We start from the raw sequence: 14,728 nt of genomic DNA, 5'->3' as shown, positions 1-14,728 counted from the left end.
CCTCCTGAGCCTCCCGGGCAGCCTTCTCCTTCGCCTTCCGGTCCGCCTCCTCCTGAGCCTCCCGGGCAGCCTTCTCCTTCGCCTTCCGGTCCGCCTCCTCCTGAGCCTCCCGGGCAGCCTTCTCCTTCAACTCCTGTGCGTGCTCGTCGTCCTGCGGCCGGAGGCGCGCGCGCTCGGCTTCCTGCTTCCACTCGGTCAGGCGACGGTCCGCCTCGTCCCGGAAGCTCATCTCCTGGGCCAGCCGTTCGGCTTCCTCCCAGTTCTCCTGCTCGATCTCCCTCTCGCGGTCCTTCTTCAGGCGCTCGTCCTCCTCCCGGCGGGCCTTCTCCTGCCGGGCGTCCTCCCTGGCCCAGTGCTCGGCGTCCGCGGCGCGGCGCTGGTCGGCCTCCTCGGCCATCCGGCGTTCCCATTCGCGTTGGGCGGCGCGGTGGCGGGCGATCTCCTCTGCGGTGGGTTCCCGGAGGTCGTCCTTCAGGCGCTCCGCCTCCTTCCGAATGGCCTCCTCCTGCCGGGCCTCCTCCTCGGCCCAGCGGTCGGCCTCTTCCTGCTCGGCCAGTTTCTTCTCGTCGTCCTTCAGGCGCTCCGCCTCCTTCTGGCGCGCCTGGTCCTGGTAGGCCTGCCGGGCCTGCTCCTGGGCCCTCTGGCGTTCGGCGTCGAGGTCGCGCGGGGGGAGGAGCTCGTAGGTGCCGTCGGTGCGGCGGACCAGGTCCATGGGGGTGCCGTGCTCGGGGCCCAGGTGTTCGACGGCCTCGTTCTCGGCGCCCTCGTGGCGGACCCGCAGGCGCAGGCCGAGCGCGTGGGCGAGGACGGCGGGGAGCGCCTCGCGGTTCTGGGGGGTGTGGTCGGCCCAGGAGGAGACGTCCCGGCGCAGGGTGTTGAGCAGCAGGGTGTTGTTCTCGGACTCGATCGCGGTCCGGGTCCGGGACCGGATGTCCTGGGGCAGGTCCCCGGGACGGGTCTGGTCCAGGTAGTGCTGGGCGACGTCGACGAGGTCGGGCCGCCGTCCGGCGGGACGGAGGGCCGCGCCGGCCGTGTCGAGGGCGGACGTGACCTGGGTGGGGGCGTGCGTGGTGAGGATGTCGAGCAGGCTGTGTTCGGCGAGCGGCACGGTGCCGTCGTAGTGGTTGTGCCCGTTGTAGTAGACGGTGACGGGGTGGCCGTTCTCGGGGCCGATCGGCGGGTAGGGCGATCCGTCGTGCCTGATCACCCGGATGTTCAGGTTGAGGGCGTGGGCGGCGGCGGGGAGCAGCATCTCGCCGGTGTCGCCGCCCCATTCCGTCCGCCAGTTGCGGATGGTGTGCAGCAGGGAGTCGCGTTCGCTCGACGAGAGCGGGACGTCCAGGTTGAAGAAGCGTTCGGCGAGCTGGCTCCGGAGGTCCTCGGGGTGGAGGTCCTGGGTGCTGACGGAGAACTCGGCGGGGACGTGTTCGCGGAGCCTCTCCACCGGGATCGGCGTCCGGCGGTCGGCCTGGCGGTGGTAGGCGTTGCCGACGTCGCTGGGGTACTCGGAGGCGGGGCGGCTGCTGTAGTACTCCTCGATCCGGGCGCGGATGCGCTCGACGGCGGCGACGCGGCCGCCCGGGCCCTGGAGGTGGGGCAGGGAGAGGACGAGCGAGTCGAGCAGGCAGAGGCCGTTGTTCTCGGCGTTCGCCCAGCGTCCGGCCGGGGTGGGTCCGGGGAGTTCCGGCTTCTCCTCGCCCGGCTTGCGGGACGTGTTGGGGGGGCCGGTCATCTCGACGTCGTGCTGCGGGGGTTCGGCCATGTCGACGTCGTGGTGCGGTTCGGCCATCTCGACGTCGTGGGGCTGGACGGCGTCGTGCGGCTGGACGGTGGTGTCGGGGAGGTGGCGGTAGCTGCGGATGAGGCCGTCGCGGACGTGGACCTCGAAGCGGTGGCCGTCGTACTCGCCCTGGTGGACGGTGGTGCGGGGGCGGTCGGGGTGGACGGTGCCGGTGCTGCTGGTGCGGACCTGGTGGGCGGCGAGGCGGAGGTCGGCGTCGGTCCAGCCGCGGGGCCGGGAGGAGCCGCGGCGCCGGGCCTCGGGGTGGAAGTCCTGAGTGGCGGCGCGGGAGAGGTCGGTGTCGCTGGTGGGGCGGTGGCCGGTGCCGGGGGTGACGGGCTCCTGCAGGGGCTGCGGGTCGGGGTGCCGGGAGGGGAGCCGGAACCAGCCCTCGGCGGGGGGTGTGCCGCCGAGGGTGCGCAGGTGGGCGGGGAGGTCGCCGCCGGCCTGCTGGTGCAGGTGCGGGACGAGGTCGGGGAAGTCGGCGTGCGTGGCGGTGGAGAGGTCGAGGGTGGCGTGCGCGGCGGCGGGGTCGTCGACGGCGGTGAGGCGGAGCCGGACGAGTCCGTCGCGGCCGCCGGGCAGGCCCGCGAAGTGGTCGTCGGCGTACTGCTGGAAGCCCGCCAGGAACTCTTCGCGCTGCTGCGGGGTGGTGTGCTCGGGGGCGAGGTGGACGGGGGCGGTGATCTCGACGCCGGTCTGGCCGCTCTCGAAGCGGACGTGACGGACCGTCACCCGCAGGCCGGTGCCGGGGAGGACGACGGTGCGGGGCTGGGACACCTCGGCGACCGCGTCGGCCCGCCAGTCGCGGTGGGGCTGCTGGTCGGCGGGGCGGTGGGCGAGGTGGCGGCCGTCGCGGGTGAGTCCCTCGATCCGGATCGGCAGGTGCTCGCCGGGGAGGTGCGCGGTGCCGGTCCAGCGGACGGTGCGGCCGTCGGGGAGGAGTTCGGCCGTGGCGTTGCGGTGGGCCTCCTGGACGGCCTCCTCGATCCGGGCGGTGTTCCAGTGGTCGGGGTAGAAGGCCTGGTCGGGGCGGTCGGCCCGGCGGTGCCAGTTGCTCGGCCGCCGGGCCTCCGGCGAGCCGGGCCGGACGTTCGGGTCGAGGAAGCGGACGGGGGCCCGGTGGACGCCGTTGTCGTGGGTGTGGACGGGGTCGCCGATCCGGATGCCGCGGCGGCGGGCCACGGCGGGGTCGACCCGCTGGTGGACCCCGTCGAGGGTGTGCCGGTCGCCGTACCGGGTGAGGTCGTCGACCCGCTGGTCGAAGGGGCGCAGGGTGCCGAGGTCGGGCAGGTGGGGGGCGGGGGTGAGGCCGCTCTGGTCGTCGGAGGGGCGGAAGGAGACGAACTCGTCGCCGCGCAGTTCGCCCTCGATCCGGACGCCGCCGTACACGCCGGACCACTGGTGGCCGAGGCCGGACGGGCGGACGCCGCCGTTGCGGCGGGCGTCCAGGTACGCCTGTTCGGCGGCGTAGACGGCGTGGTCCTCGGTCCAGTGCGGGGGGAACATGGCCCGGGTGTCGTGCTCGCGGGGGGTCGTGGTGTCCTCGGCGGCGCGGCGCGGCAGTTCGGTGTGGTCGCCGAGCGGGCCGGTGGTCCGGCGGACGTGCGCCCGGTAGGTGCCGTTGGGGTGCTCGCTGCCGGGGACGGGGACGGGCCGGTGCCGGGCGGAGCCCTGCGGGGGCAGCAGGTGGCCGCCGCCGTCCTCGCTGCCGCGCAGCATCTCCTGGCGGACCGTCAGGCGGAAGTTGGCGCGGGTGGGCAGGTCGCCGTCGGTGCGCGGGTCGGGGACCGGGTCGTGCGGCGGGGTGTCGGCGTCGTCCTGCCGGGCGAGGTGCCGGGCCCGGTCGATGGCGTTGCCGAGCTGGCGGAGGTTGCGCGGCTGGAGGTACGCCTGCTCGTTCTCGGTGAGGTGCTTGCCGTGCGGGTTGTCGATGTCGATGTCGATCCGGCCGTTGGCCTCGCGCATGGCACCGCCCATCAGGCCGTCCAGGTACACGGGGCGCGGCCGGCGGACGCTCTCCCGGTACTCGTCGGGCAGGCCGAGCTGGTGGCCGATCTCGTGCGCGACGGTGGTGGGGGTGGTCTCCAGGCTCCAGTTGTACATGTCCTCCCGCATCTCCTCGGGGTGGACGGTGACCTCGATGTGGTGGTCCTGGTCGGGGCGGACGAACTGCACCCGGACCCGCAGCAGGTCGCCGTCGGGCAGCCGCTGGCCCCGGTTGTAGATGCTGTCGATGCCGTCGCGGGCGTTCTGCCGGAGCTGTTCCAGCCGGGTGTCGCGGTCGGGCACGGTCCGCAACTGCGAGGTGTCGAGGGCCACCCGGACGGTGATCAGGGTCTCCCGGTCGCCGTCCGGCAGGTCGTTGCGGTGGACGTCGAAGCCCTGCCCGTCCCGCGCCGGGCTGACCATCAGGTGCAGCGGGTCGGTCTCCGGCACGACCCGCACCGGCACGCCCCGGTAGTCGGTGATGTCGCCGTAGTCCAGGGTGACTTCGATCCGGACGCCGGCGAACTCCCCGACGACGGTGACGTCCTCGGCGCCGTGGTCGACCAGGCCCGCGGTGTCGGCGTCGGCGAGGACCCGGCCGACCGCGTAGCGGATCTGCTCGGGCGTCCAGCTCGTGGGCAGGTCGCGGCCGGCGGTCTCGTCGAGGTCGATCGGCCAGTGCTCGTAGTGGTCCTCGGTCTCGCGCACCCAGGTGGTCTCGTGCGGCGCCCCGGCGGGCGGGTAGCCGGGCAGCAGGTAGCCGCGGCGCTGCGGCTGCGGGTCGCCCTCGCCGTACGGGTGGGGCTGCGGCGGCTGGTCGGGGGTGGGGCGGTGCAGCAGGGTGCCGTCGGGGGTGCGGATGCCCTCGATCCGGACGCCCGCGGACTCGCCGACCCAGTAGGTCCCGCCGTCGGGCAGGTCGACCCGGCGCAGCGGCACGAGTTCGGCGGCCCGGACCTGGACGTGCACCTCGGCGGCGTCCCAGTGCTCGGGGTAGTAGGTGTGGCCGGGCTCGTGCGCGGGGCGGCGCCAGTTGGAGGCGAACAGGGCGAGCGGCGAATCGGGGCGGACGCCGGGCACGGTCGTCCAGTCGTGCACCCGGACCACGCCGTTGGGCCCGGTGACGGGGCGGGGCCGGCCGGGGCCGTCCTCGTGGCGCGGGCGGAGCACGCCGGCGGGGGTGCCGTCGGGGTGCTCGGCGCGGTGCCAGAGGCCGGAGTGGTCGATCTGGAGCAGCGGCGCGGGCTCGGCGCCGGGCTGGTGCGGCCCGAAGTCGAAGCCGGGGGTGTGCGGCGGGGATTCGACGCCGGGGGTCTGCGGCAGCGAGTCCAGGTCGGGGGTGTGCGGCAGCGACCCGAAGTCGGGGGTGTGCGGCGGGGATTCGGCGCCGGGGGTCTGCGGCAGGGGCGAGGTGGGCGGGGTGGCGACCGGCGGGGCGGCCGGGGGGCCCGGCTTCGCGGGGGCGGGCCGCTCGTCCTCGGGGGTGCCGTCCTCGGGGGTGCCGTCCTCGGGGGTGCCGTCCTCGGGGGTGCTGTCCTCGGGGGTGCCGTCCTCGGGGCGGGCGGCGGGGGGCTTCGGCGCACCGGTGTCGGGGGCGGGGCCGTTCTCCACCAGGTCGGTGAACTCCCTCAGCCCTTCGTACAGTTCGTTCTCGGCGGTGGTGCGGCGCACCGGGTTGGCGGGGCCGCCGTCGGGTTCGGCGGGCTTGCGGCCGTAGAGCTTCTCCAGCAGCGGCAGCAGCTTGGGCTCGTGCTTGCGGACCCAGTCGGCGCCGTTGTTGCGCGGCTGCAGGGTGTGCGGGTCGAGGCCGTGGTTGGTGCCGAGGTAGGCGTTGGTGACCTGGGCGAAGTACTCCTGCTCGTCGCGGGCGCCGTAGTTGCGGCGGCCGCCGGCGTCCGCGTAGGGGCCGTCGGACCAGCGGGGGGCGCGGGCGGCGTGTTCGCGGTGGGCCTGCTCCCAGGCGGTGTGGACCTGCTCCCAGCCGGCGGCGGCCTCCTTCCACTGCGCGGCGGCGGCCTCGTCGCCGGGCCTGCGGGTGCGTTCGAACTCGGCCCGCCGGGCGGTGAAGTCCTGCCACTGGCGACGGTGTTCCTCCCAGCCGGGCCGGAACTCCTCCCAGGCGTCGGCCCGGGCCCGCTTGTCCCGGAACACGTCGGTGACCAGCTTCCGGTCGGCGGCGTCCAGGCCGTACTCGTGCAGGGTGTGGCCGAACTCGTGGGTGGTGGTGGAGTAGCCGTCGGGGTAGTGCGGGGCGGGGCCGACGGGGGTGTGCTCGCCGAGCAGGTTCTCCTCGGTGACGGCGGAGTGCCGGCCGCCGGCACCGCGGACCTCGTCGTAGCCGCGGCCGCCGCCGGAGTCGGTGCGGGTGCCGCGCAGGTCCCGCAGGTCGGGGACGTCGGTCATCCGGACGTCCTTGGGGACGACGACCACGTCGGCGCCGTTCTTCAGCATCCGCTCGATGGTGGCGTGGTCGTGCAGCAGTCGGGCGATCTGCCGCTGCGCCTCCTGCCGGGCGCTGGCGGGCCGGTCCGCGCGCGGGTCGACGTGCACCATCAACTGGGCTGCGGTGCGGGCGAACTCGGTGGTCGACAGGGTGTCGCGGAGGGCTTCGACGAAGCCGTGGTCGCGGGCCAGCAGGCGGCGGTCCGCGGTGGACAGGTTGGCGATCCGCTGGGCGCGCTGCTCGGGCGTCAGGTCGGGCAGCTCCCAGCGCTCGCGGCGGAGCGCGGGCGGCAGCGGCCCGGCGGGCGGCAGCGGGGCGGGACGCAGGTCGTCCGCCAGGTGGGTGGTGGCCCCGGGGGCGGTGTCCCGCTGCGGGCTCCGCTGCCCGTCGGCGACCGGGTCGGGCCGGTGCGGCGGCATCGGTGGCACGGGGGGCGGGGGCGGCGGGGCGAGCGGCGGGGCGGCGGTGTCGTGCGGCGGGTTCCCGTCCGGTCCGCCGGTCGGGCGGGGGGCCTCGGAGCCGGCCGGGAGGTGCCCGGCCGCGGAGCTGGTCGGGACGGGGGCGAGGGGGGCGGGGGCGAGGGGTGCGGTGGCGGTGGCGTGCTGCCCGGTGGCGGGCGGCAGGTGGCCGGTCCCGGCGGGCGCGGTCGTCGGGTGCCCGGCCGCGGAACTGGTCGGGACGGGGGCCGGCCGGCCCGGGCCGCCGGTGGTCGCGGTCGCGGTGTTCGCCGGCGTGGTGGGCGAACTCCCGTCGCCGGGCGCGGTGTTGTCGGCGGTGCGACGGGGCGGGGTCGGCGCGGGGGTGACGTCCTGGTGGCCCTGGGACTGGGTGCGGGTCGGCGTGGGGGTGTCGGCGGCGGGGTGCGTCGGCGCGGGCCGGTCGCCGCCGCTGGTGCGGGTCGGGCGGGGGGTGGGCGGCGGGGCGTGCAGGCCGGTGTCGTTGATGTCGCCGAGGAAGCGCAGCGCGGCCAGGCCGGTGTGCTCGCTGTTCTCCTCGGTGGTGAAGTCGGCGTAGCGCAGCAGGGTCTGCATCAGCTCGGCGACCTCGGGGTCGGCCGGCGGGGAGTCGAACTTCTTGCCGGCGGCGTGGCCGATCGCGTCGGCCAGGTCCTCCAGGTCGCCCTTGTGCAGCACGCTCGGGTCGAAGCCGACGTCGCTGCGGTGGCCGACCCGGGGCACCGGGAAGGGCACGACCTTGCCGGAGGCGAGGCTGGCGAGGGCGGCGAAGCTGATCGGGTGGTACAGCGGGAAGTAGTCGGAGGCCCCGTCCGCGATCGCCTGGTGCTGGGTGGTCTCCACCCAGTGGACGTAGCGCTTCATCAGGGGCTCGGTGCCGAGGTGCATGACGTGGCCCATGACGCCGGTGAGCATGCCGCCGAGGAAGCTGCCGGCCGAGACGCTGAACTCGTGGTCCTCGCCGAAGATCAGGTTGTAGAAGCCCTCGGTGAGGACGTTCTGCACGCCGCTCTGCAGGTAGCCGCCGAGGTAGCCGCCGAGGCGGTAGCCCAGGTTGCCGGGGGACATGTTCCCGGCGAGTCCGGGCAGGTGCTCGCTGAGCATGGTGACGTGCCGGCCGCTCAGGCCCCGGTTCTCCAGGACGTGGGCGAGCCCTTCCTTCATCTCGGCCCCGCCGACCCGCTCGCCGGTGGTCGCCCCCCAGTGCTTGACGAAGGCCTCGCCGAACTCGCGCCCGATCGCCCGGGCCTCCCCCTCGGCCAGGCCGCTGCCGAGGTGCTTGCCGAAGACCGTCTCCATCTCGTTGACGAAGATCTCCGACAGGGTGCCCGCGCCGGACTTCCCGAAGCCGTGCTGGAGCTGCTCGGTCGCGGCCTCCATCAGGCTGCCGAGCTCGCGGGCGAAGGCCTTGGCCTCCTTCTTGGTGAAGGTCATCTTGAGGAGCTCCTCCTCGGACGCCTTCAGCACGTTCTTGCCGATCGCCCCGAGCGGGCCCTTCTTCCCGCTCGCCTCGGCGGCCTCGGCGGCGGCCTTCAGCAGGCCCTTGAGGCCCTGCAGGTCGCCGTGCACCAGGTAGTTGCTGAGCTGGTCGGCGAGCAGCCGGCCGCCGCTCTTGCCGAGGAGCCTGCCCAGCAGCTTGCCGAGGCCGAGGCCGAGCAGTTCCAGCGGGCCGCCGAGCAGGCCGCCGATGACGCCGAACAGCACGGCCTGCTTGGTGTACTCCTTGTCGATCTCCTTGCGGTTGCCCTGGCCGATCTGGACGTTCTGGATGATGCCGTCCATCAGCAGGCCGCCGACGATGCCGGCGAAGGTGTGCATCAGGATGGTCTTCATCAGGTACTTCATCAGCGCGGTCAGCGCGGCCTTGGTGAGCAGCTTGCGCAGCACCAGCCCGGAGAGGCTGGCCCCGAAGCTGAACGGCGCCCAGAAGATGGCCAGCGCGATCTCGACCAGCAGCTGCACCAGCTGGGCGATCGCCATCCACTTGGTGTACTCGACGGCGTTGGCGACGTCGCCCGCGCAGTCGGCGAGCTTCTTCGACGCCTCGGCGGCGGCGGTGACGTAGTCGTTGTCGCCGCCGACGCCGATGAAGTAGTTCATCTGGCGGGCGAACGCCTGGGCGGCGGCGCCCTCGAACTGCCGGCGGCAGGTGGCCGCCACCTTGGCGATCAGCTCGCGCAGTTCGGGCAGTTCCTTCGACAGCCGCTCGTACGCGTCCCGGATGTCGCGCAGCTCGCCCTCGTTGATCTTCGGCCAGGGCATGCCGGTGATCGCGGAGAAGAAGGCTGCCGTCGAGGGGCTGACCTCGATCGAGGAGTGGGACACGTGGACCGTCCTGCCGTCAGAAGTTGTTCATGGTGAGGACGGTGTCGTCGTCGGCCTTGTCCAGGGTTCCGGCGAGGGCCTCGCCGTTGGCGCCGGCGTCGCCCATGGTGGTCTCGATCTTGTTGACCAGTTCGGTGAGGATCGAGGTGCCCTCGTCGACCTTGGAGTGGTACTGCTTGCCGATCTCGTCGTCGCCGCCGACCTTGAGGTTCAGGCTGTTGATCAGGTCGACGTCGCCCTTCACCTTGCCGATCAGGTCGCGGAGTTCGTAGAACTCGGCGAAGGTGACCTTCAGGTTCGAGGTCTTGCCGGTGATGTGCGGCTCAGCCATCGAACTCCTCCTGGCGGCCGGAGCGGCGCTGCCGGTCGGCCTGGTCCTGGCCGGGGCGCATCGCGTACAGCGGGGCGAGGATCTCGTCGAGTTCGGTGCCGCCGGTCATCGACAGCCGCAGGGTCTCGCCGAGGTCGTCGAACGCGCCGATCCGCTGGGAGACCTGTTCGCCGACGGTGGCCCGGGCCTGGTTGAGCAGGTCGGTGAGCTGCTTGCCGAGTTCGGCGGGCGCCATCGAGCGGTACGCCTCGGTGTGGAAGGTGATCGACAGCACCTGGCCCTGCGGGCCGACCTTGACGGTGACGGACCGGTCCTTGGTGGTCGCGGAGGCGGTGAGCTCGTTCAGCTCCTGCTGCAGCGCCTCGGCCTTGGCCAGTTCGCTGCGCATCTCCTCCATCGCCAGGGCCACCTGCTCGGCGAACGGGGTGCTCATGCGGGTCCTTCCGGTGGGTGCGGGCCGCCGGGGCGCGGGTCGCGCCCCGGCGGGGGGTGGAACGGGAGGGGTGGAACGGGAGGGGTCAGCGGCCGATGACGCCGTGCACGGCGCCGGTGTCGGTGCCCCAGACCTCCTCGTCCTCGGCGAGCCAGGTGGTGCGGCGGCGGTCCTTCTCGCCCTGGCCGCCGGGGGAGCCCATGCCGCCGCCGGGCATCATCGGCATGCCGCCGGAGCTGGTGGGGGTCTGCCGACCGGTCAGCAGCGCCTGCTCCTGGGCGGCGGCCCTGGCCGCCTTCTCGGCGGCCATCCGCTCGGCGTTGGCCTGGTCGGCGGCGGCCTTGACGGTGACCGGGTCGGCGCCGCCCGCCAGGGCCTTGCTGCCGATGCCGCCGCCGGTGCCGAAGATGCTCGGCATGCCGCTGATCCCGCCGACGCCGGAGCCGCCCGCGCCGAGGCCGGGGCCGCCGGTGCTGTAGGAGAAGCCGCCGGTGCCGAAGTGACTGGGCGTCAGCAGGTCGCTGCCGCCGCCGCTGCCCGAGTACTTGTCGGCGAGCAGCTGCCGGTACTGCGGGATCGGGTTGCCCTTGCCGTCGCGGACGACGCCGTCGGGGCCGATGGTGTAGTCCTTGCCGGCCACCATCGGGTTGCCGTTGGCGTCGAGCACGGGCTTGCCGTTGGCGTCGACGATCCGGCCGTCGTCGGTGATCCGGGAGCCGGCGGGCACCGTGACGGGCTTGTTGTCGGTGGAGCTGCCGCCGGTGCCGATGCCGCCGATCCCACCGATGCCGCCGCCGATCAGGTCGGTGCCGCCGCCCCCGGTGGTGCCCTTGTTGCCGCCGATCCCGCCGATGCCGCCGGTCCCGCCACCGCCGGGGCCGCCGCCGAGGTCGAACTTGCCGCCGCCGGTTCCACCGCCGGTGCCGCCACCGCCTCCGCCGCTGCCGCCGCCGAGGCTGTTGATGTCGAACTTGCCGTTCCCGCCGGTGCCGTCACCGCCGGGGCCGCCCTTGCCCGGGTCGTCGATGCCGGGCGGGGCGGGCGGAGCGCTGAACGGCAGTTTCAGGATCGCGTCCCCGATGCTGTGGAGGGCCATCAGACCGCTCGTGGTGTGGTAGCTGGTCTCGACGCCGGTCAGGGCGTTCTTGGCGGCCTCGTCGAGGGTCCGCAGGTCCTCCATCCAGATCGCCTTGGCCCGCTCCTTGACCTTGAGCCAGAAGTCGTCCGTCTTGGGGTCGCCGAACTTCGCCCCGGTGAACGTCAGGGTGAAGGAGGACGCGGAGCTGGGGTCGCCGTCGACGCCGGCCGGCGGCTTCTTGCCCTGGTTCTCCCAGAAGTCGTGGTCGTTGTTGGCGGTGCCGTAGGCGAGGTGCACCCGGGCACCGGTCAGCCCCTCGTACAGGGCCTTGTTCAGGGACTGCTGCGGCGAGGACTCCTTGAGCGCCTTCCAGGTGTCCCAGGCGGGGGCCAGTTGCAGCATCGCCCTGGCGAGCTCCATGCCGTTGTTGAACAGCGCGGTGACCAGGTCCACCTCGGACAGCTTGTCGTAGAGGGTCTGCATCTCCCGGTAGTAGCCGGTCAGCACGGCGGAGAACGAGCCGGCGGCGCTGCCCTGCCAGTCGCTGCCGGGGCTGCCGACGTCCGTGGCCCACCCCTTGGCGATCGGGATCCACTTCTCCAGGACGGCCTTGACGTCCATCAGCATGTAGCAGGCGTCGAGGAAGGTCGCCGGACTGGCCCGGTCGTTGTTGTAGTTGGAGCTCAGCAGCGAGTTGATCACCCGCTGCCCGTCCTGCAGGAACTTGCCGTAGGCGGTGGACGGCCCGATGAAGTCGTCCTTGGTGGTCAGGCTGACCACCACGCTCCCGGTATTGGCCATGTTGGTGTACGACGGGATGGAGTTCCCGTCGTAGGTCGTCATGGTGTAGGAGTACATGAAGTTCCAGGAGAACCAGACTTCGTTGTCCCCGCCGCTCTCCTTGATCCGGTTGGTGATCTCGACCTTGTGGCCGGCGATCCACTCCTCCTTCGGGTCGACGACGGCGGTGCGGGTGTCCCGGGTGGCGTACACCGCCGGCGCGACCAACGACAGGAGGTCTTCCCACTGGTTCACGGCGTGCTCTCCCTGCTGCTGTGACGGCGCGGCGGACGGACGGGCGGACCGGCCCCGCGCCGGAGCCGGTCCCCGTACTGACGGCGGGTCAGGGGTGGCCGGTGCCCCCGCCGGTGCCCCCGCCCTTGAGGACGTCGTCGATCAGCCACATCAGCTGGGCCGCGCTGAGCGCCCCGTCGTGGCCGTCGCTGAGCGCCCAGTCGGCGTGCCGCAGGTCGCCCTGGAGGCGGAGGACCTGGGTCGCCAGCGTCCCGATGTAGGTGTCGAGCTGCCCGGCGTAGGTGGACAGCGCGCCGACCAGGTCGCCCGGCGCGGTGTTGCCGTCGACCGAGCTGCCGGCCAGCAGGTGCGAGACCGTCGACTTGTCACCGACGAACAGCTTGATCTTCGTGCGCTCGGGCGACTTGTCCAGCGCGGCGATCAGCTCCGGGAGCTTGGTGTCGGCGAAGTTCTTCAGGTAGCTCTCGGTGACCTTGACCTTGCCGCCGCCGTGCTCGTCCTCTTCGTCCTTCTTCGCCACCGCGATCAGCCCTTGGCGTGGTCGAAGTGGGTGCTGGCCAGCATGTCGGCGTCGCGGATGGTGTCGCGCATCTCGCCGAGCTTGCCCTGGGCCTCGCCGATCTTGACGCCCATGTTGGTGTCCGCGTCGCTGAGCTTGCGGGAGAACTCGTCGGCCGCGCCGGAGAACTGGCCGATCAGCTCGACGCCCAGGTGCTGCTTCAACTGCTGCATGGTCTGCTCGTTCTGCTCGACCATGTGCCGGAAGCTGGTGCCCAGGTCTTCGATCGCCTTGTCGAGGTTGGCGTAGTGGAGCTCCATGTCGCCGCTCATGGTCCGGCCCTTTCGTTCGAGGTGCTCGGCCGCCGCCCGTCGCGGCGGCCGGTCCGACGGTGGATCAGCGGCCCGTCGCCGGGCCGGGACTGCTACGGGTTCAGCACGCCCTCGATGTAGCCGGGCAGGGTGCTGCCGCCACCGCCGTTGCCGATGCCCATGGCGAGCTTCAGGCTGTGGTCGCCCGCGTTGGAGAGCTGGCTCTTGCCGGCGTTCAGGCTGGCCTCGAACTCCCGGTACGCGGCGGTGACCTTCGCGTACTCCTCGCCCCACTCGCGCATCTTGTCCTGGAAGACGGTGCTGGCCGCGCCCTGGAAGCTGTCCCGGACGGCGTCGGTGATGCCGTCGATGTGCATGCGGGTCTGCTCCATCGCGGTGTACTGGCCCTCGACCCAGGCCACCACCTTGTCGATGGCGGCATCGGTGTTCTTGAACGTCGGCGTGCTCAACGCTGTCCCTCCTCGCGTGGCGCCGGCCCGGGCGGGCGGCTGGACGTGTCGCGGGGCCGCGCCGGAACCCGGCCCGCCAGGGTGAACGGCCCGCCGCCGCCGGGCGGTTCACCGCCGGTCACTTCGCGCAGCGGCCCTCCGCCGCCGCCGGCGGCTGGACCACGCCGCCCGCCAGCGGGCCCGGGTCGAGGCTGGGTCCGGTCGGCAGCAGCGACAGCAGGCGGGACGGCACCCCGGGCGGCGCGGCCTTGCCGTAGCCGAGCTGCTCGGCGACCGCCGGCGAGGCCAGCGGGTACTTCACGCCGGTGTCGGTGACCAGGTACAGCGTGCTGCCGTAGCCGCCACCGGCCAGCGCCCGCACCAGGGCGCCGCCGCCGGGCCGGACCGCGATCCGGTCGGCGGGCGTGCAGGACGGCAGCACGCCCGGCTGGATCGCCGGGGGCAGGCCCAGGACGGTGGCGGAGTCCGGGACGGCGAGCGCGAGTTCGCCGTCCTCGCCGGGGCGCAGCGCCGCGCACAGCGCCCGGTCGGCGGCGGGCGCCAGCAGCTCCGGGGGGCGGGCGGGCAGCCCGGCCGGGTCGGCGGCCTTCGCGGCGGGCGCGGAGTGCGCGGCCAGGTCGGCGGCGCCGACGGAGGCGGCGGCGACCCGGCCGCCGCCGTAGGCGTCGCGCTGGGTGCGCGGGTCGCCGAGCAGCAGGGCGAGCTGGGTGGCCGTCAGCGGGGCGAGGCCCTGCTCGGTGAGCAGCCAGCGCTCCTCGCCGAGCCCGGCGAAGAGCTGGCCGACCCGGGTGGGCTGCCCGGACAGCACCGGCCCGGTGCCGCCCCGGCCGGGCACCTCGGGGGCCCGCAGGTCGGGGCCGGGAGGGAAGGCGGTGAGGAAGGCGGCGGTGACCGGCACCGGTGTGGCGGCGGCCCAGCCGAGGGCGTGCACGGCGGCGGGGTCGACGGCGAAGCGGCGGCCGTGCCAGAGCAGGTGCAGGCCGCCGTCGGGGGCGGTGGCGAGGACGCCGCGCTCGCCCGCGTCCCGGCCGGCCTGCCGCAGGCCGACGCCGACGGACAGCAGCGGGGCGGCGGTGGCGGTCCCGGCGGCGCGGACGCTGCACACCTGCCAGTCGGCGCCGCCGACCGCGTCGGCGGCGGGCAGGCCGTCGGGGGCGCCGACGATGCCGACCGGGACGCCGCGGCCGGCCCCGGCCAGCGAGTGCTCGGAGACCTGCTCGACCCGGAGCCGGTCGCCGGCCAGCAGCCGGGCGCTGGCCTCGTTCAGCACGGGGTGCAGCAGGCCGTCGGCGTACAGGTAGCGGGCGCCGCTCTCCTTGGCCACCACCAGGGTGCCGGGCTGCTTCCAGCCGGTCGCGCCGCCCGGCTTGACCAGGCCGTAGACCCCGGCCCCGGCGCCGATCAGCAGGGCCAGCACCAGGCCGGTGGCGGCGCCCCGGTTGGTGCGGCCGACGGGCGTGTCGGGGGCGTCGGGCTCGGCCCGGAGCACGCCCGCGGCGACCCGGCCCATCACGAAGAGGTGGGCCTGCACCTGGTCGCGTCGGGACTGCATGCGCTGCTCCTCCTCGGTTCCTGGGGG

The 14,728-nt window shown here is 73.9% G+C and carries 7 protein-coding genes and 1 pseudogene; all 8 read right to left on the bottom strand.

Annotation, left to right across the window (positions count from 1 at the left end; all coding sequences use genetic code 11):
• Nucleotides 1–8,992: pseudogene (locus tag ACIQBJ_RS05355) on the bottom strand (hypothetical protein); the annotation flags it as partial.
• A 16-nt stretch (nucleotides 8,993–9,008) separates the two neighbouring features.
• Nucleotides 9,009–9,323, bottom strand: a complete 315-nt coding sequence (locus tag ACIQBJ_RS05350; RefSeq protein ID WP_400703875.1) for a hypothetical protein — start codon at nucleotides 9,321–9,323, stop codon at nucleotides 9,009–9,011.
• A complete protein-coding gene (locus ACIQBJ_RS05345) occupies nucleotides 9,316–9,756 on the bottom strand; it encodes a YbaB/EbfC family nucleoid-associated protein (RefSeq protein ID WP_400703872.1) in 441 nt (146 codons plus the stop codon). The genes ACIQBJ_RS05350 and ACIQBJ_RS05345 overlap by 8 nt, the downstream gene beginning before the upstream one ends.
• A gap of 85 nt (nucleotides 9,757–9,841) precedes the next feature.
• Nucleotides 9,842–11,869 (bottom strand): hypothetical protein, encoded by a 2,028-nt coding sequence (locus tag ACIQBJ_RS05340; RefSeq protein ID WP_400703869.1) that lies wholly within the window; start codon nucleotides 11,867–11,869, stop codon nucleotides 9,842–9,844.
• A gap of 88 nt (nucleotides 11,870–11,957) precedes the next feature.
• Nucleotides 11,958–12,389, bottom strand: a complete 432-nt coding sequence (locus ACIQBJ_RS05335; RefSeq protein ID WP_400703866.1) for a hypothetical protein — start codon at nucleotides 12,387–12,389, stop codon at nucleotides 11,958–11,960.
• Nucleotides 12,390–12,394: 5 nt separating this feature from the next.
• On the bottom strand, nucleotides 12,395–12,700 hold the full coding sequence (locus ACIQBJ_RS05330; protein WP_400703863.1) for a hypothetical protein: 306 nt from the start codon (nucleotides 12,698–12,700) through the stop codon (nucleotides 12,395–12,397).
• A 92-nt stretch (nucleotides 12,701–12,792) separates the two neighbouring features.
• Nucleotides 12,793–13,149 carry a WXG100 family type VII secretion target gene (locus tag ACIQBJ_RS05325; RefSeq protein ID WP_400703860.1) on the bottom strand — a complete coding sequence of 119 codons (357 nt, stop codon included), beginning with the start codon at nucleotides 13,147–13,149 and terminating at the stop codon, nucleotides 12,793–12,795.
• A 118-nt stretch (nucleotides 13,150–13,267) separates the two neighbouring features.
• Nucleotides 13,268–14,701 (bottom strand): type VII secretion protein EccB, encoded by a 1,434-nt coding sequence (gene eccB, locus ACIQBJ_RS05320; RefSeq protein WP_400703857.1) that lies wholly within the window; start codon nucleotides 14,699–14,701, stop codon nucleotides 13,268–13,270.
• Nucleotides 14,702–14,728: the final 27 nt, after the last annotated feature.

The organism is Kitasatospora sp. NPDC088391, assembly GCF_044753345.1.
Taxonomy (GTDB): Bacteria; Actinomycetota; Actinomycetes; order Streptomycetales; family Streptomycetaceae; genus Kitasatospora.
The sequence above is the reverse complement of the archived record's forward strand: the minus strand, read 5'-3'. Positions and strand labels throughout refer to the sequence as shown.